21 protein-coding genes are annotated in these 23307 nt (G+C 67.7%); 6 read left to right on the top strand and 15 right to left on the bottom strand.

What is annotated here, in order from left to right; translation table 11 throughout:
* Positions 1–43: 43 nt before the first annotated feature.
* The 8 genes from E6C76_RS17070 to E6C76_RS17035 all read right to left on the bottom strand — a co-directional run bounded on the left by E6C76_RS17070 (position 44) and on the right by E6C76_RS17035 (position 7871).
* A complete protein-coding gene (locus E6C76_RS17070; protein ID WP_136349452.1) occupies positions 44–1189 on the bottom strand; it encodes a deoxyguanosinetriphosphate triphosphohydrolase in 1146 nt (381 codons plus the stop codon).
* Positions 1186–2268, bottom strand: coding sequence for a 3-dehydroquinate synthase (gene aroB / locus E6C76_RS17065; protein WP_136349664.1), 1083 nt, complete (start codon positions 2266–2268; stop codon positions 1186–1188). The genes E6C76_RS17070 and aroB overlap by 4 nt, the downstream gene beginning before the upstream one ends.
* The gene (locus E6C76_RS17060; RefSeq protein ID WP_136349451.1) at positions 2268–2786 is read right to left on the bottom strand and encodes a shikimate kinase; all 519 of its coding nucleotides are present in this window, start codon (positions 2784–2786) and stop codon (positions 2268–2270) included. The genes aroB and E6C76_RS17060 overlap by 1 nt, the downstream gene beginning before the upstream one ends.
* An 85-nt stretch (positions 2787–2871) precedes the next feature.
* On the bottom strand, positions 2872–5037 hold the full coding sequence (gene pilQ, locus E6C76_RS17055) for a type IV pilus secretin PilQ (protein ID WP_136349450.1): 2166 nt from the start codon (positions 5035–5037) through the stop codon (positions 2872–2874).
* A complete protein-coding gene (locus E6C76_RS17050) occupies positions 5034–5573 on the bottom strand; it encodes a pilus assembly protein PilP (protein WP_136349449.1) in 540 nt (179 codons plus the stop codon). The genes pilQ and E6C76_RS17050 overlap by 4 nt, the downstream gene beginning before the upstream one ends.
* Positions 5570–6229 (bottom strand): type IV pilus inner membrane component PilO, encoded by a 660-nt coding sequence (locus E6C76_RS17045; RefSeq protein ID WP_136349448.1) that lies wholly within the window; start codon positions 6227–6229, stop codon positions 5570–5572. Before E6C76_RS17045 ends, E6C76_RS17050 begins: the two co-directional genes overlap by 4 nt.
* Complete coding sequence (locus E6C76_RS17040; RefSeq protein ID WP_136349447.1) at positions 6226–6798, bottom strand: PilN domain-containing protein; 573 nt, start codon at positions 6796–6798, stop codon at positions 6226–6228. The genes E6C76_RS17045 and E6C76_RS17040 overlap by 4 nt, the downstream gene beginning before the upstream one ends.
* Positions 6795–7871, bottom strand: coding sequence for a pilus assembly protein PilM (locus E6C76_RS17035; protein WP_136349446.1), 1077 nt, complete (start codon positions 7869–7871; stop codon positions 6795–6797). The genes E6C76_RS17040 and E6C76_RS17035 overlap by 4 nt, the downstream gene beginning before the upstream one ends.
* Positions 7872–8043: 172 nt before the next feature.
* On the opposite strand from E6C76_RS17035, the gene E6C76_RS17030 reads away from it, so the two are divergent.
* Positions 8044–10413 carry a penicillin-binding protein 1A gene (locus E6C76_RS17030; protein WP_136349445.1) on the top strand — a complete coding sequence of 790 codons (2370 nt, stop codon included), beginning with the start codon at positions 8044–8046 and terminating at the stop codon, positions 10411–10413.
* A 7-nt stretch (positions 10414–10420) separates the two neighbouring features.
* On the opposite strand, the gene cyaY is transcribed toward E6C76_RS17030, so the two are convergent.
* Positions 10421–10750: an iron donor protein CyaY gene (cyaY, locus tag E6C76_RS17025; protein ID WP_136349444.1), complete on the bottom strand. Its 330-nt coding sequence runs from the start codon at positions 10748–10750 to the stop codon at positions 10421–10423.
* 47 nt (positions 10751–10797) lie between these two features.
* Between cyaY and lptM the strand changes: the two genes are divergently transcribed.
* Together lptM and lysA are read left to right on the top strand one after the other, a co-directional pair.
* Positions 10798–10962, top strand: a complete 165-nt coding sequence (gene lptM / locus E6C76_RS17020) for an LPS translocon maturation chaperone LptM (RefSeq protein WP_136349443.1) — start codon at positions 10798–10800, stop codon at positions 10960–10962.
* Positions 10963–10976: 14 nt separating this feature from the next.
* Positions 10977–12236 (top strand): diaminopimelate decarboxylase, encoded by a 1260-nt coding sequence (lysA, locus tag E6C76_RS17015; protein ID WP_136349442.1) that lies wholly within the window; start codon positions 10977–10979, stop codon positions 12234–12236.
* Between the two features lie 12 nt (positions 12237–12248).
* Here the strand turns inward: lysA and E6C76_RS17010 are convergent, their stop codons facing one another.
* Genes E6C76_RS17010 through rfbB form a run of 3 tightly spaced genes read right to left on the bottom strand, consistent with a single transcriptional unit; the run spans position 12249 to position 14584 of the window.
* Entirely contained in the window at positions 12249–12593 is a 345-nt protein-coding gene (locus tag E6C76_RS17010; protein ID WP_136349441.1) for a hypothetical protein, read from the bottom strand.
* Between the two features lie 27 nt (positions 12594–12620).
* Positions 12621–13517, bottom strand: coding sequence for a dTDP-4-dehydrorhamnose reductase (gene rfbD / locus E6C76_RS17005; RefSeq protein ID WP_136349440.1), 897 nt, complete (start codon positions 13515–13517; stop codon positions 12621–12623).
* Positions 13514–14584 carry a dTDP-glucose 4,6-dehydratase gene (rfbB, locus tag E6C76_RS17000; protein WP_136349439.1) on the bottom strand — a complete coding sequence of 357 codons (1071 nt, stop codon included), beginning with the start codon at positions 14582–14584 and terminating at the stop codon, positions 13514–13516. The genes rfbD and rfbB overlap by 4 nt, the downstream gene beginning before the upstream one ends.
* A 103-nt stretch (positions 14585–14687) precedes the next feature.
* Between rfbB and dacB the strand changes: the two genes are divergently transcribed.
* Positions 14688–16118 (top strand): D-alanyl-D-alanine carboxypeptidase/D-alanyl-D-alanine endopeptidase, encoded by a 1431-nt coding sequence (gene dacB / locus E6C76_RS16995; RefSeq protein WP_136349438.1) that lies wholly within the window; start codon positions 14688–14690, stop codon positions 16116–16118.
* 10 nt (positions 16119–16128) lie between these two features.
* On the opposite strand, the gene E6C76_RS16990 is transcribed toward dacB, so the two are convergent.
* Entirely contained in the window at positions 16129–16599 is a 471-nt protein-coding gene (locus E6C76_RS16990) for an Lrp/AsnC family transcriptional regulator (RefSeq protein ID WP_211090279.1), read from the bottom strand.
* A 173-nt stretch (positions 16600–16772) separates the two neighbouring features.
* Between E6C76_RS16990 and leuA the strand changes: the two genes are divergently transcribed.
* Positions 16773–18464 (top strand): 2-isopropylmalate synthase, encoded by a 1692-nt coding sequence (gene leuA, locus E6C76_RS16985; protein WP_136349436.1) that lies wholly within the window; start codon positions 16773–16775, stop codon positions 18462–18464.
* Positions 18465–18481: 17 nt separating this feature from the next.
* Here leuA and pdxR read toward each other — a convergent pair whose 3' ends face one another.
* A complete protein-coding gene (pdxR, locus tag E6C76_RS16980) occupies positions 18482–19909 on the bottom strand; it encodes a MocR-like pyridoxine biosynthesis transcription factor PdxR (RefSeq protein WP_136349663.1) in 1428 nt (475 codons plus the stop codon).
* 168 nt (positions 19910–20077) lie between these two features.
* Between pdxR and E6C76_RS16975 the strand changes: the two genes are divergently transcribed.
* A complete protein-coding gene (locus E6C76_RS16975; protein ID WP_136349435.1) occupies positions 20078–20737 on the top strand; it encodes a pyridoxamine 5'-phosphate oxidase family protein in 660 nt (219 codons plus the stop codon).
* 118 nt (positions 20738–20855) lie between these two features.
* On the opposite strand, the gene E6C76_RS16970 is transcribed toward E6C76_RS16975, so the two are convergent.
* On the bottom strand, positions 20856–23246 hold the full coding sequence (locus E6C76_RS16970) for a TonB-dependent siderophore receptor (RefSeq protein WP_136349434.1): 2391 nt from the start codon (positions 23244–23246) through the stop codon (positions 20856–20858).
* Positions 23247–23307: the final 61 nt, after the last annotated feature.

The raw sequence follows: 23307 nt of genomic DNA, 5'->3' as shown, positions 1-23307 counted from the left end.
CATCATTCAAGATTTTTTTGCGCTGCGGCAAGCCTATGACGGCTCAGTGGATTTCGCCGACCGCGAACAGCCGGCGATGCTCCTTGATGGCGTAGCGGTCGGTCATCCCGGCGATGTAGTCGGCGATGGCGCGCGCCATGCCGTCGCGCCCGCGCGCCTGGTATTGCGGCGGGAGCAGTTGCGGCTCGGCCATGAAGGCGTCGAACAGGTCGGTGACGATGCGGCGCGCCTTGTTGGTCATGCGCAGCACCTGATAATGGCGGTACAAGTTGTCGCGCAGAAAGCGCTTGAGTTCGCGCAGACGCGGCTGCAGCTCGTCGGAATAGGCCACCAGACGCGGCGCGGCGCGCACATCGGCGAGTGTCGCCACCCCGGCAGCGGCGATGTTCTCGCGCGTGCGCGCGCTGAGGTCGAGCACCATCTGATTGATCATGCGGCGGATGGTCTCGTGAATCAGCCGGCGGCCGGCCAGGCCGGGCCAAGTGCGCTCCACCTCGCGGCGATTGGCGGCGAAGATGGGCACGGCATCGAGCTGCTCCAGGGTGATCAACCCGGAGCGCAGACCGTCGTCGACGTCGTGGTTGTTGTAGGCGATCTCGTCGGCGAGATTGGCCAGTTGGGCTTCGAGCGTGGGCTGCGTGCCTTCGAGAAAACGCACGCCCAGCTCGCCGAGACGCTCCGCGTTGGCGCGCGAGCAGTGCTTGAGGATGCCCTCGCGCGTCTCAAAGGTGAGATTGAGCCCGTCGAAGGCGGCGTAATGCTCTTCGAGCAGATCCACCGTGCGCAACGATTGCAGGTTGTGCTCGAAGCCGCCATGGCTCTTCATGCAATCGTTGAGCGCCTCCTGTCCGGCGTGGCCGAACGGAGTGTGCCCGAGGTCATGCGCCAGCGCGATGGATTCGGCCAGATCCTCGTTGAGCCCGAGAATGCGCGCGATGCCGCGCGAAATCTGCGCGACCTCGATGCTGTGCGTCAGGCGGGTGCGGAACAGGTCGCCCTCGTGATTGACGAACACCTGCGTCTTGTACTCCAGCCGCCGGAAGGCGGTGGAATGCACGATGCGGTCGCGGTCGCGCTGGAATTCGCTGCGTTCGGCCGGCGCCGGTTCGGCATGCTGGCGGCCGCGCGAGGTCTCCGCGCGGGCGGCGTAGGATGCCAGCGCGGGCGCGGAACACAGGTTCGCGCTCATGCGCAGCATGCCTCGATGGCGGCAGCGATGCGCTCGGGCGCGGCCGCATCGCTGACCCGGCTGGCCCCGATGCCATCGAGCAGCACCAGACGCAGACGGCCGTCTTCGACCTTCTTGTCGTGCGCCATCAGCTCCAGGTAGCGCTCCGCGCCCAGCTTCGGCCCCTGTACCGGCAAACCCGCACGTTCGAACAGGGCCACCAGCCGGTCCAGGTCGCCCTCCCCCAGCCAGCCCAGGTCGCGCGACAGGCGCGCGGCCATCACCGTACCGGCTGCCACCGCCTCGCCGTGCAGCCATTCACCGTAGCCCAGGCCGGTTTCGATGGCGTGGCCGAAGGTATGCCCAAGGTTGAGCAGGGCGCGTTCGCCACGTTCGGTCTCGTCGGCCGCCACCACCTCCGCCTTGTTGCGGCAGGAGCGTTCGATGGCCTGGGCAAGCACGTCCGGATCGCGTGCGAGGATGCGTTCGAGGTTGTCTTCCAGCCAGGCGAAGAAGGCCGCGTCGCGGATCAGTCCGTACTTGATGACCTCGGCCACGCCGGCCTTCAGTTCGCGGTCCGGCAGCGTATCGAGCGTGGCGGTATCGGCGATCACCAGGCGGGGCTGGTAGAACGCGCCAATCATGTTCTTGCCCAGCGGGTGGTTGATCGCCGTCTTGCCGCCCACCGAGGAGTCCACCTGCGACAGCAGCGTGGTCGGCATCTGCATGAACGGCATGCCCCGCTGATAGGTGGCGGCGGCAAAGCCGGCCATGTCGCCGACCACCCCGCCGCCGAGCGCGATCAGCGTGGTGGAGCGTTCGCAGCGCGCGCCGAGCAGCGCGTCGAAGACCAGATTGAGGGTCGGCCAATCCTTGTGCGCCTCGCCGTCGGGCAGCACCACGGCGGTGCAGCGCACGCCCGCGCGCTCCAGGCCGTGCTGAACGCGCTCCAGATAGAGCGGCCCGACCCGGTCGTTGGTGACCAGGGCGACGCGCGGGGTTTTCAAGCGCGCCAGAATGGGAGCGGGGTCATCAAGCAGCCCCCGGCCGATATGGATGGGGTAGCTGCGCTCGCCCAGCGCGACGTCCAGTGTGTGCATCATGCCTTTCCGCAGATTTCCAGGGCCTTGCGTATCTGCCGTATGGTACCGCCCGGATTGCCCCGGCCGCCATCGACGATGATGTCGGCGATCTCCCGGTAAAGCGGATCACGCTCGCGATGCAGAGCGAAGATGCGCTCGCGTGGATTCGGCACGCGCAGCAAGGGACGGTTGCGGTCGTGCCGCGTGCGTTCCCACAGCACCTGGGGCGGTACATTCAGATAGATCACCACGCCGCGCTCGGCCAGCATCGTACGGTTGAGCGGGCTGAGCACCGCGCCCCCGCCGGTGGCGATGACCAGCCCCGGCGTGCAGGTGAGTTCGTCGATGACCTGGGTTTCCCGCCGGCGGAAACCTTCCTCGCCCTCGATCTCGAAGATGGTGGGCACGCTGACGCCGGTGCGAGCCTCGATCTCGTGATCGCAGTCCACGAAACGCATGCCGCAGCGCTTGGCCAATTCACGTCCGATGGTGGTCTTGCCGGCCCCCATCATGCCGATCAGTATGATTCGATCCACGCCCGTGGTGTCATGCAGTGTTGAAACACAAGGGGCCGGGACTCCCGCTCCGGAGTCCCGGCCCCCGATTTGCCGTTTGCCCTGATCAGCGCAGCGTCAGCGCGTCGTTCACGATACGCGGGGTAATAAATACCAGCAGTTCCTGGCGGTTGGAAATCCGGCTGGTATTACGGAACAGCGCGCCGACCACCGGAATCTCGCCAAGCAGCGGTACGCGTGAAATGGAGGTGCTCTCCTCCTCTTCAAAAATACCACCGATTACCACGGTCCCGCCATTCTCGACCAGCACTTCACTCTTGATGTTCTTGGTGTCGATCGCCGGGACAGCGAAGCGAGTATCAAACACGGGCTGGTCCTTGTTCACCGTCACCTGCAGCTGAATGCGCCCATCGGGGGTGATCAGCGGCTTGACCTTGAGCGACAGCACCGCCTTCTTGAACGACACACTGGTCGCTCCGGAACTGCTCGCTTCCTGATACGGAATCTCCTGGCCCTGCTCGATCGAGGCCTCAACCTGGTTGGCCGTCAGCACCCGCGGGCTGGAGATGATGCGGCCACGCTGATCGGATTCCATCGCGGTCAGTTCAAGGTTCAGGAAGCGCGTCAAACTACTGTTGAATAGGGTCAGATTCAACGTGCCGTAGGGGTTAGTGATGGAGCTGCCACTAGTCGCAGATTCACCAACACGGTGGATCATACCGTTGATCGGCGCATTGGCCCCGGTGTTGATCGTACCGTCGGCGTTGATCGAAGCGAACTCGGAGGAGCCGAAACCCACCCGGCCGCCATTGCCGATCTTGCGTGCCGTACGGTCACCGTAGCCCAGACGGACACCGATGTCCCGTGTAAAGTCCTTGCTGGCCTCGACGATACGCGCCTCGATCAACACTTGGCGAGGCGCCAGGTCGATCTCCGAGATCAGGCGGCGCAGATCGTCCAGGCGGCTGCCGACGTCGGTGACGAACAGCTTGTTGCTGCGGTCATCGACCACCACGCTGCCCCGCCTAGACAGGATGGTCTGATCCTTCTTGTTCAGGAAGTCGAAGATTTCCTTGGCGCGGTGGTAGTTGATCTGAAAGCTCTCGGTGCGCAGAGGCTCCAGGTCGCCGATCTGCGCCTGGGCCTCCAGCTGCATCTTCTCGCGCGAGGCCAGTTCGGCGCCCGGCGCGATCCAGATCACGTTGCCGTTCTTGCGCATATCCAGGCCCTTGGCCTGCAGGATGATGTCCAGGGCCTGGTCCCAGGGCACATCCTTCAGGCGCAGGGTCAAATTGCCGCGCACCGAGTCGCTGGTGATGATGTTGAAGTCGGTGAAGTCGGCGATGACCTGCAGCACCGCACGCACGTCGATGTTCTGGAAATTCAGCGACAGGCGTTCGCCGGCATACTGGCCGCGCGGCGTGCCCTGCACCAGGCGGTTCGGGTCTTCGACCAGGCGCTTCACTTCCAGAACGAACTGGTTGTCGCTCTGATAGGCGTTGTGCTCCCAGAGGCCGGAGGGGGCGACCACCAGACGGACGTTGTCGCCCTGCTGCTGGGCAGTCATGCTCTGCACCGGCGTGCCGAAATCGACCACGTCGGAACGGCGCTGCAAATGCTCGGGCAACGAGGTCTTGACGAACTCGACGACCAGATTGGGGCCTTGCTGACGAACGTCGATCGCGGTGTCCGGGTTGGACAGTTCGACGATGACCCGCCCTTCACCGTCCTTGCCGCGGCGGAAATTGACGTCGCGGATGCTCTTGCTGACCACTTCGGCAGCTTTCGAGGAGGCGGCGAAATTGACCAGCGGCTGCTCGGCCGAGGCGCTCGCCGTCAGGTTTTCCTGGGCAATCGGCGTCAGCGCAATGATCAGTTCGCGTCCGCCGCCCTCCAAGCGGGCCTCGTATGGCGTCACGCGCGTCAGGTTGAGGACGAGACGGGTGCGCTCACCGGCCTGGACGATGTTCGCGCTGTTCAGATCTCCCTGGTTGAAGGTCTGCGCATTGCGTCCCAGCGCGTTGGCCGTGCCCGGAAAATCGAAGGCGATACGCGCCGGATTCGCCACGCTGAAACTGGCGGGTACGCTGGCGAGCGGCTCCTGCATGAGGAGTTTGACGTAAACCGCACCGCCTTGCTGGGCGACCTCCAGGCTCTCGATGCGGTTGAGCGGCGCCTGCGCGTGCGCCGCCTCCTGCGCGTACACCGGAGCCGCCGCACCGGGCGCCAGGACAAGCGCTGCGCACAGCAGCGTCGCGATCGTACCTTTCATTTTCTTGCCTCCTGCTGCTCCTGCAGCAGCAGCGAACTGATCCGCTCGGACCAATCGCCATTCACGTCCTCAACCAGTTCCCGGAGGATGACCTCGGTTTCGGTCACTTCGGTCACCACACCAAAATTCTGGCCCATGTGATTGCCCACTCTGATCTGATGGATGGTGTTATCCACCCGGATCAATGCATCGGCGTCCTTGCCACGCATCAGCACGCCGACCATGGTCAGGGATTCAAGCGGATAGGCTTCCAGCGGCTCCCGCCGGCGATCCAGATCGGGCCGCAGCGCCCCGCCACCGGATTGCCGGGTTTCAGGCACCAGACGAGCCGTGCTGAACGGCGTCGGCAAGGCCTCGGCATCGTACTCGACGACCGGGAACGGACGAATCTCGGGCAGGGGTTTGACGCTTCCGCGCATACCCTTGGTCTGCTCGGCCATCCAGGCCTGGATGTTCTCTTCCTCACTGGCGCAACCGGCGAGCAGTGCGGCGGCCAGCAGGACGCACAGCGGCGCGAATCGGATCCTGCCCCTCATCTTCTCCTACCCCTCTGGGCCTGCTGGGCTGCCTGATTCCGCTTGGCGAGCTCTTCCTCGTCCAGGTAGCGGTAGGTCACCGCCCGCGCCTCGAGCTTGAGCTGTCCGCCACGCACGCCTTCGATGGCGATGTTGTTCAAGGTCACGATGCGTGGCATCTTCGCGACGTCGCTGGCGAAGGCGCCCAGGTCGTGATAGCCGCCAATCACGCGGATCTCGATGGGCATCTCGGCGTAGAAGTCGCGCACCACGTCATTGCCCGGCTTGAACAGTTCGAACTGCAGCCCGCGTCCCAGGCCCGCCTGGTTGATTTCGGCGAGCAGCGAATCCATTTCCGCACGGTTGGGCAACTGACGCAGCAGGGCGCCGAACTGGCGGTCGATCTCTTCCAACTGGCGCTTGTGCTCGTCCAGGTTCACCGCCTGGCGCTTCTTCGATACCCACTGCTCACGCAGCGTGACCTCTTCCTTCTCGGCACGCGCCAGGGTATCCAGTTGATCGCGCCAATCGAACCACCAGGCGGCCGCCACGGTCGCGACGAACAGGCCGATGAACACCGCCACCTTGGGCGCCATGGGCCAGACACCGGGATCGTTAGGGTCCAGACCACGGAAATCGCGCCCCAGGCGTTCGAAATCGATCTCCTTCAGGTTCATTGCTTCGCCCCTTCGCCTTCTTCGGCCCTGGGCTGCTGAATGGAGATGTTCAGCGTAAACTCGCCCACCCGGCGCCCATCGGCCGTGGCGGCCTTGATTTCCACCAGCTGTGGCTGGGCCAGATAGGGGGATTCGTCGAGCGCGCGCATCAGGTGGGAAACCCGTGCGTTCGACTGCGCATAGCCCACCAGCGTGACCCGCTTGCCGGCCTGCTTCATCGATTTCAGATAGATGCCCTCGGGCATGCGCTTGGTGACTTCGCTGAGCAGATACACGGTTTCCGCGCGGTTGCCCTGCAGCGCTTCGATGACCTGCTTGCGCGCGAGCAGGGCATCGACCTGCTCGCGGAGCGTGCGGATTTCGGCGATCTGGCGATCGAGCTTGCGGATTTCGGTCTTGAAGATTTCGTTCTTGCGCTGCTGGCGATCGATATAACCGTCGATCACAGTGTGCACGAGCAAGGCGATCGCCGCGCCGGCGACGATCATCAGCCCGGAAATCACATAGAACTGCTGGCGCCGCTCGCGCCGCTTGATCTCGCGGTGGGGCAGCAGATTGATGCGGATCATGCGTCGAACCTCCGCATGGCCAGACCACAGGCCACGATCATCGACGGGGCGTCGGCCGCGAGACTCTTGGAGCGCACGTTGGAGGAAAGCGTCATGCCCTCGAACGGATTGGCGACGATGGTGGAGATCTGCGTGCGCCCGCCGACCATTTCCGCCAGGCCCGGCAGCACCGCGCAACCGCCGCCGAGCACGATGTGATCGACCTGGTTGTATTGCGTGGAGGTGAAGAAGAACTGCAGGGCGCGGGAGACTTCCAGCGCCAGACTGTCGAGAAAGGGGCGCATCAGATCGCGCGCGTAGTCTTCCGGCAGGTCGCCCGAGCGCTTGGCGGCTTCTGCCTCTTCCGCGCTCATGCCGTACTGGCGCGCGATGTCCTGAGTGAGCTGGTTGCCGCCGAAGGCCTGCTCGCGCCCGTAGATCTGCTGGCCGTTGCGCAACACCGTGACGTTGGTGACGCTGGCGCCGATGTTGATCAGCGCAATGATCTTGTTGCGCCCCTGTTCCGGCAGACGGCGGCTGATCAGTTCGAAGGCGGACTGCGCGGCAAACGAATCGACGTCCATCACGGATGCCTTCAGCCCGGCGGCCTCGACCGCGGCTACGCGGTCCTCGACCTTTTCCTTGCGCGACGCGGCGATCAGCACCTCGACCTCGTCGCCGCCCTCGCCCAGCGGGCCGAGTACCTGGAAGTCTAGATTGACCTCGTCGAGCGCGAAGGGGATGTACTGGCTGGCCTCGGATTCGACCTGAACTTCCATTTCCTGCTCGCGTAGACCGGCCGGCAGGATGATGCGCTTGGTGATCACGGCGGCGGCGGGCAAGGCCACCGCGACGTTCTTGAGGCCGGACCCCATGCGGCGCACGGCGCGGCGGATCGAGTCGCCCACCGCCTCGAGGTTGGCGATGTTGCCATCGACCACCGCGTCCCTGGGCAGGGGCTCGATCGCATAGCGCTCGACCCGGAAGCCTTCCTTCTCGGAACCCGCGAGTTCGACCAGTTTGACCGATGAAGATGAAATATCCAGACCGGCCAACTGTCGCGCCCGAGGGCTGAAGATCGCGAAGTCGATCACAAGGAAAATCCTTAGATTTCTTTAGGTTAGGCTTACATGCTGAATAAGCTCGTGAAATCCTAGCAACAACATTGTCAAGTGTAAAGCAACATCCCTTGACAAACCGGGCTGGAGCCCCCTCCGGAGCCCCCTTATAATCGCGCCCTCGATCCCTTGGAAACGCGGACTGCCGATGCGCTGGGTTCTCTACCCCCTGGCTTTCATCCTGGTTGCCATCGTCATCGGCATCGCCACCCTGGCGACCGCGGCGACACTGGCCTGGCCCAACCTGCCCTCGCTGGAAACCCTCACCGATTACCGCCCCCGGATTCCGCTGCGGGTGTTTACCGCGGACGGCCACCTCCTCGGCGAGTTCGGCGAGGAGCGGCGCTCGGTGGTGCGCATCGCCGACGTACCGCCGATGCTCCGCCAGGCCATCCTGGCCGCCGAGGACGAACGCTTCTACGAGCACCATGGCATCGACCCGGTCGGCATCGCCCGCGCGGCGCTGGCCAACCTGACCTCCGGCGGACGCGGCCAGGGCGCCTCGACGATCACCATGCAGGTGGCGCGCAACTTCTTTCTGACCCGCGAGAAGACCTACAACCGCAAGCTGTACGAAATCCTGCTGTCGCTGAAGATCGAGCAGAACCTGAGCAAGGACCAGATTCTCGAACTGTACGTCAACCAGATCTACCTCGGGCAGCGTGCCTACGGCTTCTCGGCCGCCGCGCGCACCTACTTCGGCAAGCCGCTCGAACAGATCAACCTGGCCGAGGCCGCCATGCTGGCCGGCCTGCCCAAGGCCCCGTCGGCGTTCAATCCGGTGGTCAATCCGCGACGCGCCACGGTACGCCAGCAGTATGTCCTGCGCCGCATGCTGGACGCCGGTTTCATCGACGAAGTGGCCTACCGCGCCGCGCTCGACACGCAGGTGCGCACCTCCTCCGCGCGCCAGAACGGCAACAACGCTTCCATCCAGGGCGACTACGTGGCCGAAATGGCCCGCCAGATCGCCGTCGACCAGTTCGGCGAGGACGCCTACCACCTGGGCATCCGCATCATCACCACGGTGCGCCGCGACGATCAGATCGCCGCCCGCCAAGCGCTGCAGGAAGGCGTGCTGGCCTACGACCGGCGGCGCGGCTACCGCGGCCCGGAAGGCTTTGTGGACTTGTCCGGCATGGACGAGACCAAGGACGAACGTTTCGATGAGCTGCTCGCCGACACCGAGGACGTCGGCGAACTGCTCGGCGCGCTGGTACTGGAAGCCTCGCCGAAGGCCGTGCGCGTCTATCGCCGCGGCGAAACCCACACGGTGGAAGGCAACGGCCTGCGCTTCGTCGCCCCCATGCTGGCAGCCAACGCCCCGCAGGCGCGGCGCATCCGCCCCGGCGCCATCGTGCGCATCCGCCACACCGGCGAACAGGGCTGGGAGATCCTGCAACTGCCGGAAGTGCAGGCCGCGCTGGTTTCCCTCGATCCGCACACCGGCGCGGTACGCGCGCTGGTCGGCGGCTTCGATTTCGCGCGCAACAAGTTCAATCACGTCACCCAGGCCTATCGCCAACCCGGCTCCAGCTTCAAGCCGTTCATCTTCTCGGCGGCCTTCGAGCGCGGTTATTCACCCAGCAGCCTGGTGGAGGACGAGCCGCTGCATTTCCCCGCCGGGGTCACCGGCTCGCAGGACTGGACACCGCGCAACTATGACGGCAAGTTCGACGGCCTGATGACCGTGCGCGACGCCATGGCGCGCTCCAAGAACATGGTGTCGATCCGCCTGCTGCAATCGATCACCCCGCAGTACGCGCAGGACTACATCAGCCGCTTCGGCTTCGAACCCGAGCGCCACCCGCCCTACCTGACCATGGCGCTCGGCGCGGGCAGCGTCACGCCGTGGCAGATGGCCGCCGGCTACGCGGTGTTCGCCAACGGCGGCTTCCGCGTCGAACCCTACGTGGTGTCGGAGATCATCGATGGCGAAGGCCGCGTGGTGGCCCGCGTCGACCCGCCGGTGGCCGGGCAGAGCGCGCCGCGCGTGATCGACCCGCGCAACGCCTGGCTGACCAACTCCGTGCTGCAGGACGTGGTGCGCCGCGGCACCGCAGGCCGCGCGCGCAGCCTGAACCGCAGCGATCTGGCCGGCAAGACCGGCACCACCAACGACTACCTGGACGCCTGGTTCTGCGGCTACAACCCGGATCTGGTCGCCGTGGCCTGGCTGGGCCACAGCCAGCCGCGCAACCTCGGGCGCGGCGAAACCGGCGGCTCGGCCGCGCTGCCGATCTGGATCAATTACATGCGCAGCGCGCTCAAGGGCGCACCGGAAAACCCCTGGCCGCGCCCCGACGGCCTGGTGGAACTGCATCTGGCGGACAGCGCCCAGGCAGAATTCATCTACCGTGAGAACATGCCGCCCGAACCGCCGCCGCGCCCGCTGCTGCCGTTCGACTTCTCTCCGGCGATGGAATCGACCGAGGAAGCCATTCCGCCGGTGCCGCCGGCCATGCCGCGCACCGAACCGCCCGCGCCGGTGGTCGAGCGCTCGTTCGGCAGCCGTTAAGCCGGGCTCAGGCCGCGGGCGGGCGCAGCGTCACCGCCTCGCCGCCCTGCTCGCTCACCACGCGCGACAGCAGGGCATACAGTTCCGTACCGTCGCGGGTGGCGATCCAGCGCCCGTCCTGCGGGCGGAAGTGGAAACCGCCGGATTTCGCCGCCACCCAGATTTCGCGCGCGGCGGTATGGCGGTTGATGACCATCTTGCTGCCGTTGTCGAACTCGATCTCCAGGATGCCGCCCGGCATCACCTCCACGTCGAGTTCCGCGCCGCAGGCCTCCAGTTCCGCCTCGATATGCGCCAGTTCGGCCTCCGCCAGCGCGTTGAACGCCGATTCTTCCATGCTGCCTCCTTCTGCTACGATTCGCCTTTTCCCGCCAGGCATGCGCCATGCGACCCACTCTCACCGCCATCGCGCTGGCCGGCGCGCTCCTTTTGTCCGCGTGCGGCATCAAGGGCTCGCTGTACCTGCCCGAAGTCCCCAGGCAACCGCCCGCGCCGGCAACGGGCGCCGATCATAGCAAAGCCGCCCCGACCACGCCCGAAGCTCAGTGAAACCCCCGCAAGCAATGAAGTCAGAATTCCCCATTCCCACGCTGCGCCGCGGCCCGCGCGGCCTGGCGCTTGAAAACGTCGACCTGGCAGACATTGCCGCGGCCCACGGCACGCCCACTTACGTCTATTCGCTGGCCGCGCTCACCGCCGCCTACCAGTCCTGGCGCGACGCGCTGGGCGAACGGCGCGCGCTGGTGTGCTACGCGGTCAAGGCCAACGCCAACCTCGGCGTGCTGTCCGCCTTCGCGCGCCTGGGCGCGGGCTTCGACATCGTCTCGGGCGGTGAATTGACCCGCGTGCTGGCCGCCGGCGGAAGCGCGGACAAGGTAGTGTTTTCCGGCGTGGGCAAGAACGCGGCGGAAATGCGCCAGGCGCTGGAAGCCGGCATCCGCTGCTTCAACGTGGAATCCGCCGCCGAACTGGAGCGCCTGGCCGAGGTGGCCGCCGCCATGGGCAAGGTTGCACCGATCTCGCTGCGCGTCAATCCGGACGTCGACCCCAAGACCCATCCCTACATTTCCACCGGCCTGCGCAACAACAAGTTCGGCGTGGCCTTCGACGAGGCGCTCATCCTGTACCGGCGCGCCGCCGCCCTGCCCTCGCTGCGCGTGGCCGGCATCGATTGCCACATCGGCTCGCAGTTGCTCGACGGCGCGCCGGCCCTGGAAGCCGCCGAGAAGATCCTCGGCCTGGTCGACCGCCTGGCGGCCGAAGGCATCGAACTGGAACACATCGATCTGGGCGGCGGCCTGGGCATCCGCTACCGCGACGAGGAACCCCCGGCGGTAGCCGATTACCTGGCCCCGCTGCTGGCGCCGTTCGACGGCCGGCGCGAGGAACTGATGTTCGAGCCCGGCCGCTCGCTGGTCGGCAATGCCGGCCTGCTGCTCACCCGCATCGAATACCTGAAGCCCGGCGTGGAGAAGAACTTCGCGGTGATCGACGCGGCGATGAACGACCTGGCTCGCCCGGCGCTATACGACGCCTGGCACGACATCGTCGAGGTGGCCCCGCGCGCAAGCGTGCGCCGCTACGAAGTGGTCGGCCCGGTATGCGAGAGCGGCGACTTCCTCGGCAGGGACCGGTCGCTGGGCGTGGAAGCCGGCGACCTGCTCGCGGTGCTGTCTGCCGGGGCCTACGGTATGACGATGAGCTCCAACTACAACAGCCGGCCGCGCGCGGCGGAAGTCATCGTCGATGGCGCGCACGCGCATCTGGTACGCGCGCGCGAAACGGTCGAGCAGCTGTACGCCGGCGAGCAGCCGCTCGCCTGACACCGGCGCGGCCTATTCCGCCGCGCCCCCGCCGAGCGCGGCGGCTTCCTCGATCAACGCACGGCCCAGCGCCTTCCAGGCCGGGCCGCCATGCGTGTGCACGCCGAACTCGGCGCTCTGCCGCATGGTGCGCAGCATCAGTTCGGCCAGCGCGAACAGCTCCGCCTTGGTGCGCGCGCCCAGGTCCTGCCCGCGCAGGGCCTGCAGATTGTCTTCCGACGCGCGGGTCAGCGCCTCGCGCGCCAGCGCGCGCAGGGCTGCCGCGTCGTCCCAGTCGATACCCAGGACGATGCCGCGCTTGACGATCTCCCTTTCCAGTTCCTCGGCATCGCGGCTGAAATGGCCGAATCCGCTCATCGTCGTGCTCCCGTCGTGCGGCGCCGCTCAGCGCGTGCCGAGTTCTTCGATGCAACGCGCCAGTGCATCCCGCCAGGGCGGCAGGCGCAGGCCGAAACGTGCCGCCAGTGCATCCTGATTCAAGCGCGAATTGAGCGGCCGTACCGCCGGCGTCGGATACTCCGCGCTGCCGATCGCCTCCACCCTGGCCACCTTCAAGGGCTGCTCCGGCAGTTTCTCGCGCGCCAGCGCGAAGATGGCTTCGGCAAAGCCGTGCCAGCTCGTCTCGCCGCCGCCTGCCAGGTGGAACAGGCCGGATTCGAAGCGCCCCTCGGCGCGCTCGCGCCGGGCCTGGGCGACCGCCAGCGCGGTGGCGTCGGCGATGTTGCGCGCCCAGGTCGGCGCGCCCACCTGATCGGCCACCACGCGCAGGGTTTCGCGCTCGGCCCCCAGGCGCAGCATGGTGCGCAGGAAATTGGCACCGCGCGCCGCATACACCCAGGTGGTGCGGAAGATCAGGTGGTCGCAGCCGGATGCCAGCACGGCACGCTCGCCGGCCAGCTTGCCACGCCCGTAGGCGTTGAGCGGGGCCACCACATCGTCCTCGCGGTAGGCGCCGGCCTTGCCGCCGTCGAACACATAGTCGGTGGAGTAATGCACCAGCAGCGCGCCGTGCCTGCGCGCCGCGCGCGCCAGTTCGGCGACGGCCTCCGCGTTGACGCGGGTCGCCAGGGCTTCCTCGCTTTCCGCGCGGTCCACCGCCGTATAGGCGGCGGCATTGACGATGAGTTGCGGCGCCACGCGGTCGACCAGCGCGGCCAGGGTTTCCGGGCGCGCCAGATCGCAGGCTGCGCGCGCCGGCGCGACGACCTCTCCCAGCGGCTGCAGGCTGCGCGCCAGTTCCCAGCCGACCTGGCCGCTGGCGCCGGTGAGCAGGATCTTCACGCCGGCGCCCCGCGCCCGGCGTAATTGGCGGTGATCCACTCGCGGTAGGCGCCGCTGTGCACGTGCGCTACCCAGTCCTGGTTGGCGAGATACCAGGCCACGGTACGGCGGATGCCGGTGGCGAAGGTTTCCGCCGGCCGCCAGCCCAGTTCGCGTTCGATCTTGCGCGCGTCGATGGCGTAGCGCCGGTCATGTCCGGGGCGGTCGGTCACGTAGGTGATCAGCCGTTCGTATGGTCCGGCGGGGTCGGGCCGGGCCTCGTCGAGCAGCGCGCAAATGGTGCGCACGATCTCCAGGTTGGGCATCTCGTTCCAGCCGCCGACATTGTAGGTCTCGCCGAGGCGGCCGCGCGCCAGCACCTCGCGGATGGCCGCGCAGTGGTCGCCCACGTACAGCCAGTCGCGCACGTTCAGGCCGTCGCCGTAGATCGGCAGCGGCTTGCCGGCCAGGGCGTTGGCGATGACCAGCGGAATCAGCTTCTCGGGAAACTGGTAGGGCCCGTAGTTGTTCGAGCAGTTGGTGGTGAGCACCGGCAGGCCGTAGGTGTGGTGCCAGGCGCGCACCAGATGGTCGGAGGCCGCCTTGCTGGCCGAATACGGGCTGTTGGGCGCGTAGGGTGTGGTTTCGGTGAACGGCGGGTCGTCCGCGCCCAGCGTGCCGTAGACCTCGTCGGTGGAGACGTGCAGGAAGCGGAAGTCTTCCTGCTCGGCGCCCGTCAGCACGCTCCAGTAGGCCCGCGCGGCCTCCAGCAGGGTGAACGTGCCTTCCACGTTGGTGCGCACGAAGGCGCCGGGGCCGTGGATGGAACGGTCCACGTGGCTTTCGGCGGCGAAATGCACGATGGCGCGCGGGCGGTGCTCGGCGAGCAGGCGGGCGACCAGCGCACGGTCGCAGATGTCGCCCTGCACGAAGACATGGCGCGCATCGCCACGCAGGCTGGCCAGATTCTCCAGATTGCCCGCGTAGGTGAGCGCGTCCAGGTTGAGCACCGGCTCGTCGCCGGCGGCCAGCCAGTCGAGCACGAAATTGGCGCCGATGAAGCCGGCGCCGCCAGTTACCAGGATCATGCGGGGTTTCCTTGGGGGAAATCGTCGGAACACCGAACAGGTAGAATCCCCCTGCGCCGGCATCGTCGGCGGAATTCTACCCCGGCCGCCCCACGCCCACCCCATGCGCTTTCTCCGCCCGTTCCGATTCCTGCTCCGCATCGCCGTCTGCCTCGCGGCCGGCGCCGCCAGCGCCGCCGACCTGCCGCGCAGCGTGCTCGCCCCGCTCGAGGCCGCCGGCATTCCGGCCGCGGACGTGGCAATCTGGGTGCAGCCGGTGGACGGCAGCACACCGACGCTGGCGGTGAACGCCGAACGGCCGATGAACCCGGCCTCGGTGATGAAGCTGGTCACCGCCTTCGCCGCGCTCGACCGCCTGGGCCCGGCGCACACTTGGAGCACGCGCGCCGCCAGCCTCGCCCAGCCGCGCGCCGGCGTGCTGGAGGGCGACCTGTACCTGATCGGCGGCGCCGACCCGATGCTGAGCTACGAGCGCCTGTGGAAGCTGCTGCGCCAGCTGCGCGCACTGGGCATCGAACGCATCGCCGGCGATCTGGTGCTCGACGGCTCGGCGCTGCGCCTGCCGCCCCACGACCCCAACGCCTTCGACGGACGCGGCCTGCGGCCCTACAACAGCGGCGCGCACGGGCTGCTGCTGCACTACAACAGCCTGCGCCTGACCCTGGTTCCGGGCCGGCAGGCCGGCGAAACCGTGGTCCTGGCGAGCGATCCGCCGCTGACCGGGCTGCGCATCGACAACCGCATCGTCACCGCCGCAGGCGCCTGCGGGGTCTGGTACCAGGCACTGGATGCCCGCCTGGGCATCGCGCCGGACGGCCCGCTGCTCACCCTGGAAGGCCGCCTGCCGGCCAGTTGCGGGCGGCGCGACTGGAGCGCCGCGCCCCTGTCGCCGGAAGACTTCGGCGTGGCGCTGGTTGCCGCGCTGTGGCGGGAAGTCGGTGGCCGGCTGGATGGCCGGGTGCGCGCGGGGCTGGCGCCGGCCAACGCGCCCACGCTGCTCGATGACACTTCTGAGCCGCTGGCCGACGTGGTGCGCAACATGAACAAGTGGTCGAGCAACGTCGTCGCCCGCCAGTTGCTCGCCACGCTGGGCGCCACGGCCGGCGAATCGCCGGACATGGCGAGCACCGGCGCGCTGGTCGCGCTCACCCAGCTGGAAAGCGCCGGCATTCCCACCGACGGGCTGGTGATCGAGAACGGCGCCGGCCTGTCGCGCGTCGAGCGCATCCGCGCCGACAGCCTGGGCACGCTGCTGCTGACCGCCTGGCGGCGCCCGTGGATGCCGGAGTTCATCGCCGCCATGCCGATGGCCGGCGTGGACGGCACCGCGCGCCGGCGCCTCAACGGCAGCCCGGCCAGCGGCATGGCGCACATCAAGACCGGCACGCTCAACGGCGTGCGCGCGATGGCCGGCTACGTGCTCGACCGCGACGGCCGCCGCCACGCCGTGGTGATGATGGTGAACCACCCGCGCGCGGCGGAAAGCCAGGCCGCGCAGGATGCGCTGCTCGAATGGGTGTGGGCGGGCCGCTGAGCCCCTCTCCTCAGTTGCGCTCCAGCGGCAACGCCGCGCGTTCGATCACCCGGCGCAGCACGAAGCTGGAATGCACGCCGGTGACCCCGGGGATGCGGGTGATGCGCTGGAGCAGCAGTTCCTGGTAGGCATCCATGTCGGCCACCACCACCTTGAGCTGGTAATCGGCGTCCTGCCCGGTGATCAGCAGGCATTCCAGCACTTCCGCAATGCCGTTCACCTCGGCCTCGAAGTGGTCGAAGCGCTCCGGCGTGTGGCGGTCCATGGAAATGTGGATCAGCGCCATCAGCGTCAGCCCCAGGCGGCGCGCGTCGAGCACCGCACGATAGCCGGCGATCAGCCCGGATTCCTCCAGCGCGCGCACCCGGCGCAGGCAGGACGAAGGCGACAGCGCGACGCGGTCGGCCAGTTCCTGATTGCTCACCCGGCCGTCCTGCTGCAGCAGCTCCAGGATCCGGCGATCGTAGCGGTCCAGTTGCACGATATTGGCCATTGAATTCCCCAGTAAGAATTTTCGTGCACAAAACAAACAATCCATGCACGATTTCTCCGAATTCTGCCCTTGTGCATCGCGATAACGCAATCATCCGCCGCGACCGGCGGCGTACCATGCCCTACATCCAATCGCCGTTCGCCGCACACCGGAGCACCGCCATGATGTTGTCCGACCCGTCCGCCAAATACCGCGCCTTCCAGCCGATTCCGCTCCACGACCGCCAGTGGCCCGGCCGCAGCATCACCCATGCGCCGATCTGGATGAGCACCGACCTGCGCGACGGCAACCAGGCGCTGTTCGAGCCGATGAACGTGGAACGCAAGATGCGCATGTTCAACACAGTGTGCGCCATCGGCTTCAAGGAAATCGAGGTGGGCTTCCCCTCCGCCTCGCAGACCGACTTCGACTTCGTCCGCCACCTCGTCGAGGGCGGCCACGTGCCGCAGGACGTCACCATCGAGGTGCTCACCCAGGCGCGCGAGGATCTCATCCGCCGCACCATGGAATCGGTGCGCGGCGCCCGGCGCGCCATCGTGCACGTCTATAACGCCACCTCGCCGACCTTCCGCGAAGTGGTGTTCAACCTCGACAAGCCCGCAGTGGTCGCGCTCGCCGTCTCCGCCGTGCGGCTCATCAAGGAACTCGCCGCCGGCATGCCGGAGACCGAGATCGTCCTGCAGTACAGCCCGGAAACCTTCACCGCCACCGAACTCGAATTCGCCCGGGAAGTGTGCGACGCGGTGACCGCCGAATGGGGCGCCACGCCGGCCGACAAGGTCATCCTCAACCTGCCCGCCACCGTGGAGGTCGCCACCCCCAACGTGTACGCCGACCAGATCGAATGGATGCACCGCAACCTCGCCCGCCGCGACAGCGTGATCCTCTCGCTGCACCCGCACAACGACCGCGGCACCGGCGTGGCCGCCGCCGAACTCGGCCTGATGGCCGGCGCCGACCGCGTGGAAGGCTGTTTGTTCGGCAACGGCGAGCGCACCGGCAACGTGGACATCGTCACCCTCGCGCTCAACCTCTACACCCAGGGCGTCTCGCCCGGACTCGACTTCTCCGACATCAACGCCGTCGCGCGCACCGTCGAGTACTGCAACCAGTTGCCCATCCACCCACGCCACCCCTATGTGGGGGATCTCGTATTCACGGCCTTCTCCGGCTCCCACCAGGACGCCATCAAGAAAGGATTCGCCGCTCAAAAGGCCGGCGCTCCGTGGAACGTTCCCTATCTGCCGATCGACCCGGCGGACGTCGGACGCAGCTACGACTCGGTGATCCGCGTCAACAGCCAGTCCGGCAAGGGGGGCATCGCCTATCTGCTGGAAACCGAGTACGGCGTGATCATGCCGCGCCGCCTGCAGGTGGAATTCTCCCGCGAGGTGCAGAAGGTCACCGACGCCACCGGCGCGGAGATGAGCGCGGCCGACATCTGGGCGCTGTTCTCCGCCACCTACCTGGACAGCGCCGAACCGCTGCGCTACGTCGAACACCATCTGTTCGAGCACGGCGCCGCGCAGGGCATCCGCCTGGTCGTGGAGATCGGCGGCACCCGCCACCTGCTGGTCGGCGAAGGCAACGGCCCCATCGACGCCACCGTACATGCCCTGCAGAGCGCCGGCATCCACGTCACCGTGCGCAGCTACGAGGAACGCTCGCTGGCCGCCAGCAGCGACGCCGGCGAGGCGCGCGCCTGCGCCTTCCTGGAGCTCAGCGCCGAAGGGCGCGGCGACCGCTACGGCGTGGCGCTGGATGCCAACATCGTCACCGCGTCGATCCGCGCCATCCTTGGCGGGGTGAACCGTCTCGACCTGGACGTGGCACCGCGCACGCTGGCGGCCTGAGCCCCGGCGCGCGCCGCTCACCCGGCGGCGCGCGCCATCGCCACGCGCAGGCGGCGCACCGCCTCGTCGGCCTGACGCTCATCCAGGCTGCCGTAGCCCAGCACCAGCCCGTTGCAGCGCAACGGTGGCACGGTGTAGCGCGACAGGGGACGCACGCCCAGGCCCAGCGCGGCGGCGTGGCGCGCCACCTCCACGTCCGGGCAGTCCGGCGGCAGCCACAGCAGCAGATGCAGCCCGGCCTCGCCGCCGCCGACCGCCGTTTCCGCGCCCGGCCGGCGCGCCAGTGCCGCGCGCAGCGCGCGCTGGCGCTGTTCGTAATGCCGCCGCACGCGGCGCAGATGCGCAGTGTAATGCCCGCGCTGGATGAAATCCGCCAGCGCCGCCTGCTCCACCCCATGCCCTGGCCGCGTGGCCTGCCCGGCGGCACGCGCGAAATCCGCCGCCAGCGCGCGCGGCACCACCAGGTAGCCGATGCGCAGGCCGGGGTACAGCGTCTTGCTGAAGGTGCCCGCATACACCACCGGCGCCTCCGCACGCAGGCCGTACAGCGCTGGCAACGCCGGGCCGCCGCGGCGGAACTCGCAATCGTAGTCGTCCTCGATGATCCATGCGCCGGCGGCCCGCGCGCCGTCGAGCAGTTCCAGGCGGCGCGCCAGGCTCATCACCCGGCCGGTGGGGTACTGGTGCGAAGGCGTCAGCAGGATCAGGCGCGGTATGGCCTCCCGCCAGTCCCGCGCGGCCGGCGCCATGCCGGCCTCGTCCACCGGCAGCGCGTGCAGGCGCAAGCCGGCCAGTTCCAGTGCCGCGCGGGCCGCCGGATAGCCGGGGTTTTCCACCCAGGCCATGTCGCCCGCGTCCGCCAGCAGGCGCGCGCAGGCATCCAGGCCGGCCTGCGTGCCCGCGGTGATCACCACCTGTTCGGCGTGTACCGCGAAACCGCGCGCCGCCGACAGGTGCGCGGCCAGCGCGGCGCGCAAGCCCGGTTCCCCGCCATGCGAGGCATAGCCGAGCTGGCGCGGCGTGGCCGCCCGCCAGGCGCGCTCCAGGCAGGCCCGCCAGGCGCGGAACGGGAACAGCGTCAGATCCGGCACGCCGGGGGCCAGCAGCAGCGTATCGATCTCCACCGCGCCATCCACGCGCAGCGCGGACGCGGCGCGCCGGGCCAGCCCCGGCAGATGCCCGGCACGCGGCATGCCTTCCAGCGGCCGGGCGCTCGCCAGGCGCGCCACCCGCGTGCCCTGGCGGCCGGCCGTCAGGCAGCCCTCGGCCACCAGTTGCTCGTAGGCGTACAGCACGGTGTTGCGCGCGATGCCCAGCTCCACCGCCAGCGCCCGGCTGGCCGGCAGGCGCGTGCCCGCCGGCAGCCGGCCCTCGACAATGGCCGCACGCAGGCGCTGGTAGAGCAGCTGCTGGCGCGCCAGGCCGGGCGGCAACGGCTCGGCCATCAGCCAATGGAAGGCCCCGGCGGCGTCGCCGGCCTCGGTGGAAGAGGAATCGCGGGCAAGGGATGGCGGCATCGTGGCTCCATGAATTCATGCGAATCTGGCTCTATGGATAGTGCCACGAAACCCTCAGCATGGAGGCTCGCCCCATTCACCACGGAAACCCCGACCATGAGCCATCCCGCCCCCAGCAAGCGCACCCACGTGCGCCGCCTGCCCGACCGCGCGCGCTACGACTTCGACACGCTGGCCGCCGTCATCGACAGCGCGCCCATCTGTACCATCGCCTTCAACTGGGAGGGTTCCGTGCATGCGCTGCCCACCGCACACTGGCGAGAAGGCGAACACCTGTACATCCACGGCGCGCGCGCCTCGCGCATGCTGCGCGCGCTGGCCGCCGGGGAATGCTGCGTCACCCTGTCTCACGTGGACGGCCTGGTGTATGCGCGTTCCGCCTTCCACCATTCGATGAACTACCGCTCGGCGGTCATCTACGGGCGCTTCGCCGAGTTGGAGGAGGCCGCCAAGGAAGCCAGTCTGCGCGCCTTCATCGAGCACCTGTCGCCGGGGCGCTGGGATCAACTGCGGCCGATCAACGCCAAGGAGCTGTACGCCACCACCCTCCTGCGCCTGCCGCTCCATGAGGCCGTGGTGAAGATGCGCAGCGGCGGCCCCAAGGACGACGACGAGGACATGGCATGGCCGGTATGGGCCGGCGTGGTGCCGCTGCGGCTGGCCGCCGGCGAGGCGCAGACGGCCCCGGACAGCGTGGTCGGCGAGATCCCCGCCAAGCTGGGCGGCGCTCTGCTCGCACATCCGCCACAACGCTGAACCGCCCATGACGGACTTGGCGGCAGATCCGCACGCCCGGAAGGCCGACGAGCCTCCCGGGCGTTGCGCCGCACCCGCGTGGCGCAAGGTCCTTACGGAACAAAGGCCCGGCGCCTCGTCAGAAGCTGTACTTCGCCGACACCATGAAGTTGCGCGGTGGGCCATAGACGCCGCGTGTGCCCGCAACGCCCATGAGGTAACGCTTGTCGAGTGCGTTGTTGAGGTGCGCGGCGACAGATAGCTGCTTGTTGATCTGGTAGCGCGCCATCAGGTTGAGCAGGGCGTAGCTGTCTTGGGTGTAGGCGGCCTCCCCGCTCTCGCTTTCCCAGTTGACGCCGCCGCCCAGCGTCAGTCTGTTCCACTCGCCCGGCAGTCGGTAGCTGGTGAACAGCTTGGCCGTATTGCGGGGAATGCGTGTCATCAGCCGTACGTCGTCCTTGTCGCGGGTTTCGCTGTAGGTGTAGCCGGCGCCAAGCTGCCAGCCATTCGCCAGTTCGCCGGCCAGTTCGACCTCCACGCCTTCCGTGATGGTGTCGTCGATGGCCGTATAGGTTCGCGTCACGCCGTCCCATACCGGGAAGGTGTCTTGCCGGGTACGGAACAGCGACAGACTGGAGGTCAACGCGCCGCCGTTGAAGCTCGCCTTGATGCCGGCTTCGTAGCTGGTGCCTTCTTCCGGGTCCAGCAGGTTGCCATCGATGTCGATCACATAGTAGGGCTGTGGATTGAAGATCTGGGTATAGCTGGCGTACAGCGAGTAGGTGTCGTTCAGCGCATGGACGATGCCGACGTAGGGCACGAAGATGTTGTTCTCCCGCAGGCGCGCCGCGTCCACGTTGCCGCTGGAATAGGTAACGGCATCACGGTCGAGCTTCCAGTTGATGAGGCGGCTTCCCAGCAGCAGGCTGGTGGCATCGCTCAATTGCAGGCGGGCGTTCAGGTAGGCGCTGACCTGGTACTGCTTGGACGTGGTTTTGCTGGTCTGGGCGCCGCGCGTTGGCTCCGATAGCTCGTTGGCCCAGTTGAACAGATCGGTGATGTTCTGCCGCGCTGGCGACGGGTAGCCGGGGCTGTCCTGTTCGAGGCGGGACAGCGTGACGCCGCCGATCAGCTCGTGCTGCCGCCCGAACAGCGAGAACGGCCCGGTGACGTAGGCGTCGAGGCTGGTTTGCTCGGTCGTGCTGCCCCAGAAGCTGATCTGCGCCATGGCACCGAGGCCGGTCGCCTGGTCTACCCCATTGCCGACCAGGGAGGCGATGAGCGCATCGTACTTGTAGCGGCCGTGCGTCAGTTCGGCCTTGGCGCTCCAGCCGGAGCCGAAGGTGTGCTCGATCGAGCCGAAGACGCTGTTCACCTGGTGGTCGTAGTAGATCCAATCCGGCGATGCACCGTTCGACGGCTTGGCTCCGGTCGGTTGGCCGTTTGTGTAGACCACATCGAAAGATCGAATCGGCGAGTCCGTGTTGCGGGTGATGTGGCTGAAGCCCGCCGTCAGCAGCGTGCGGGGTCCCAGGTCCACCTCGCCGATGCCGTACAGCACGCCGTAGTCCTGCCGGTAGTTGTCGGTCCACGCGCCATCGCGCTTGTAATCGACCACCAGCCGGCCACGCACGGAGGCATCTTCGTTCAGCGGGCGGGAGAGATCCAGCCCCACGCCGTAGCGCGACCAGTTGCCGGCTTCGGCACTGATACGGGTCTGCGGCGCCTTCGTCGGGCGCTTGCGGATCATGTTGATCGTCGCCGCCGGGGTGCCCAGGCCGCTCATGATGCCGGTGGCGCCCTTGACGATTTCCACGCGGTCGTACATCGCGGTGCTTTGCAGGTAGTTGCTCATCGACGAGGAGACGGGCACGCCGTCGATCTGGAAGTTGGTGATGCTGGAGCCGCGCGCCCACATCTGCGGACCGTCCGCGCCGTGGCCGAGCGGCTTCATGGTGACGCCGACGGCGGCGTCCAGCACGTCGTTCAGGCTGTTGAGCCTTTGGTCATCCATGCGCTGGCGCGTCATCACGGTGACGGACTGCGGCGTCTCCTGCGGTGTCAGGTTCAGGCGGGTGGAGCTGCTGGTGGACCAGGTGGTGTAGGAGCCCGTGCCCTCGGTGGTCGCACCGACCCCCTTGCCGGAGATGGTCACCGTGGACAGTACGGCCTCCCCGGCCTGGACGACGCTGAAGGCATCGGCGCCGCTCCTGCGCGCGCTCAGTCCGCTGCCCGCCAGAAGCCTGCCCAAGGCCTGCTCCAGGCTCAATCTGCCCGATACGGCCGGTGCCGCATGGCCGCTCACCAGTTCACCGGCGGCGAAGATCTGCGCGCCGGTCTGGCGCGAGAGTTCGTTCAGCGCGCTGCCCAGCGGCTGGGCGGGCAGATCGATCTCGAAACTGCGTTCCGCCTGTTGCGCGCCTGTTTGCGCATGGGCCGGCGCGGGCAGGCCGGCAAGCAGGGCGAAAGCGCCGCACAGGACGGCGACGACGGGCAGCAGGCGGCTGCGGGGTTTGTTGCGCTGGGGCATGGTGGCTCCTGTCCGGGTTATACGCGCTTCAACCGAAAAGCACGCTTCAGAGCAGGAGACG

The sequence above is a fragment of the Pseudothauera nasutitermitis genome (assembly GCF_004801295.1).
Taxonomy (GTDB): domain Bacteria; phylum Pseudomonadota; class Gammaproteobacteria; order Burkholderiales; family Rhodocyclaceae; genus Pseudothauera; species Pseudothauera nasutitermitis.
The sequence above is the reverse complement of the archived record's forward strand: the minus strand, read 5'-3'. Positions and strand labels throughout refer to the sequence as shown.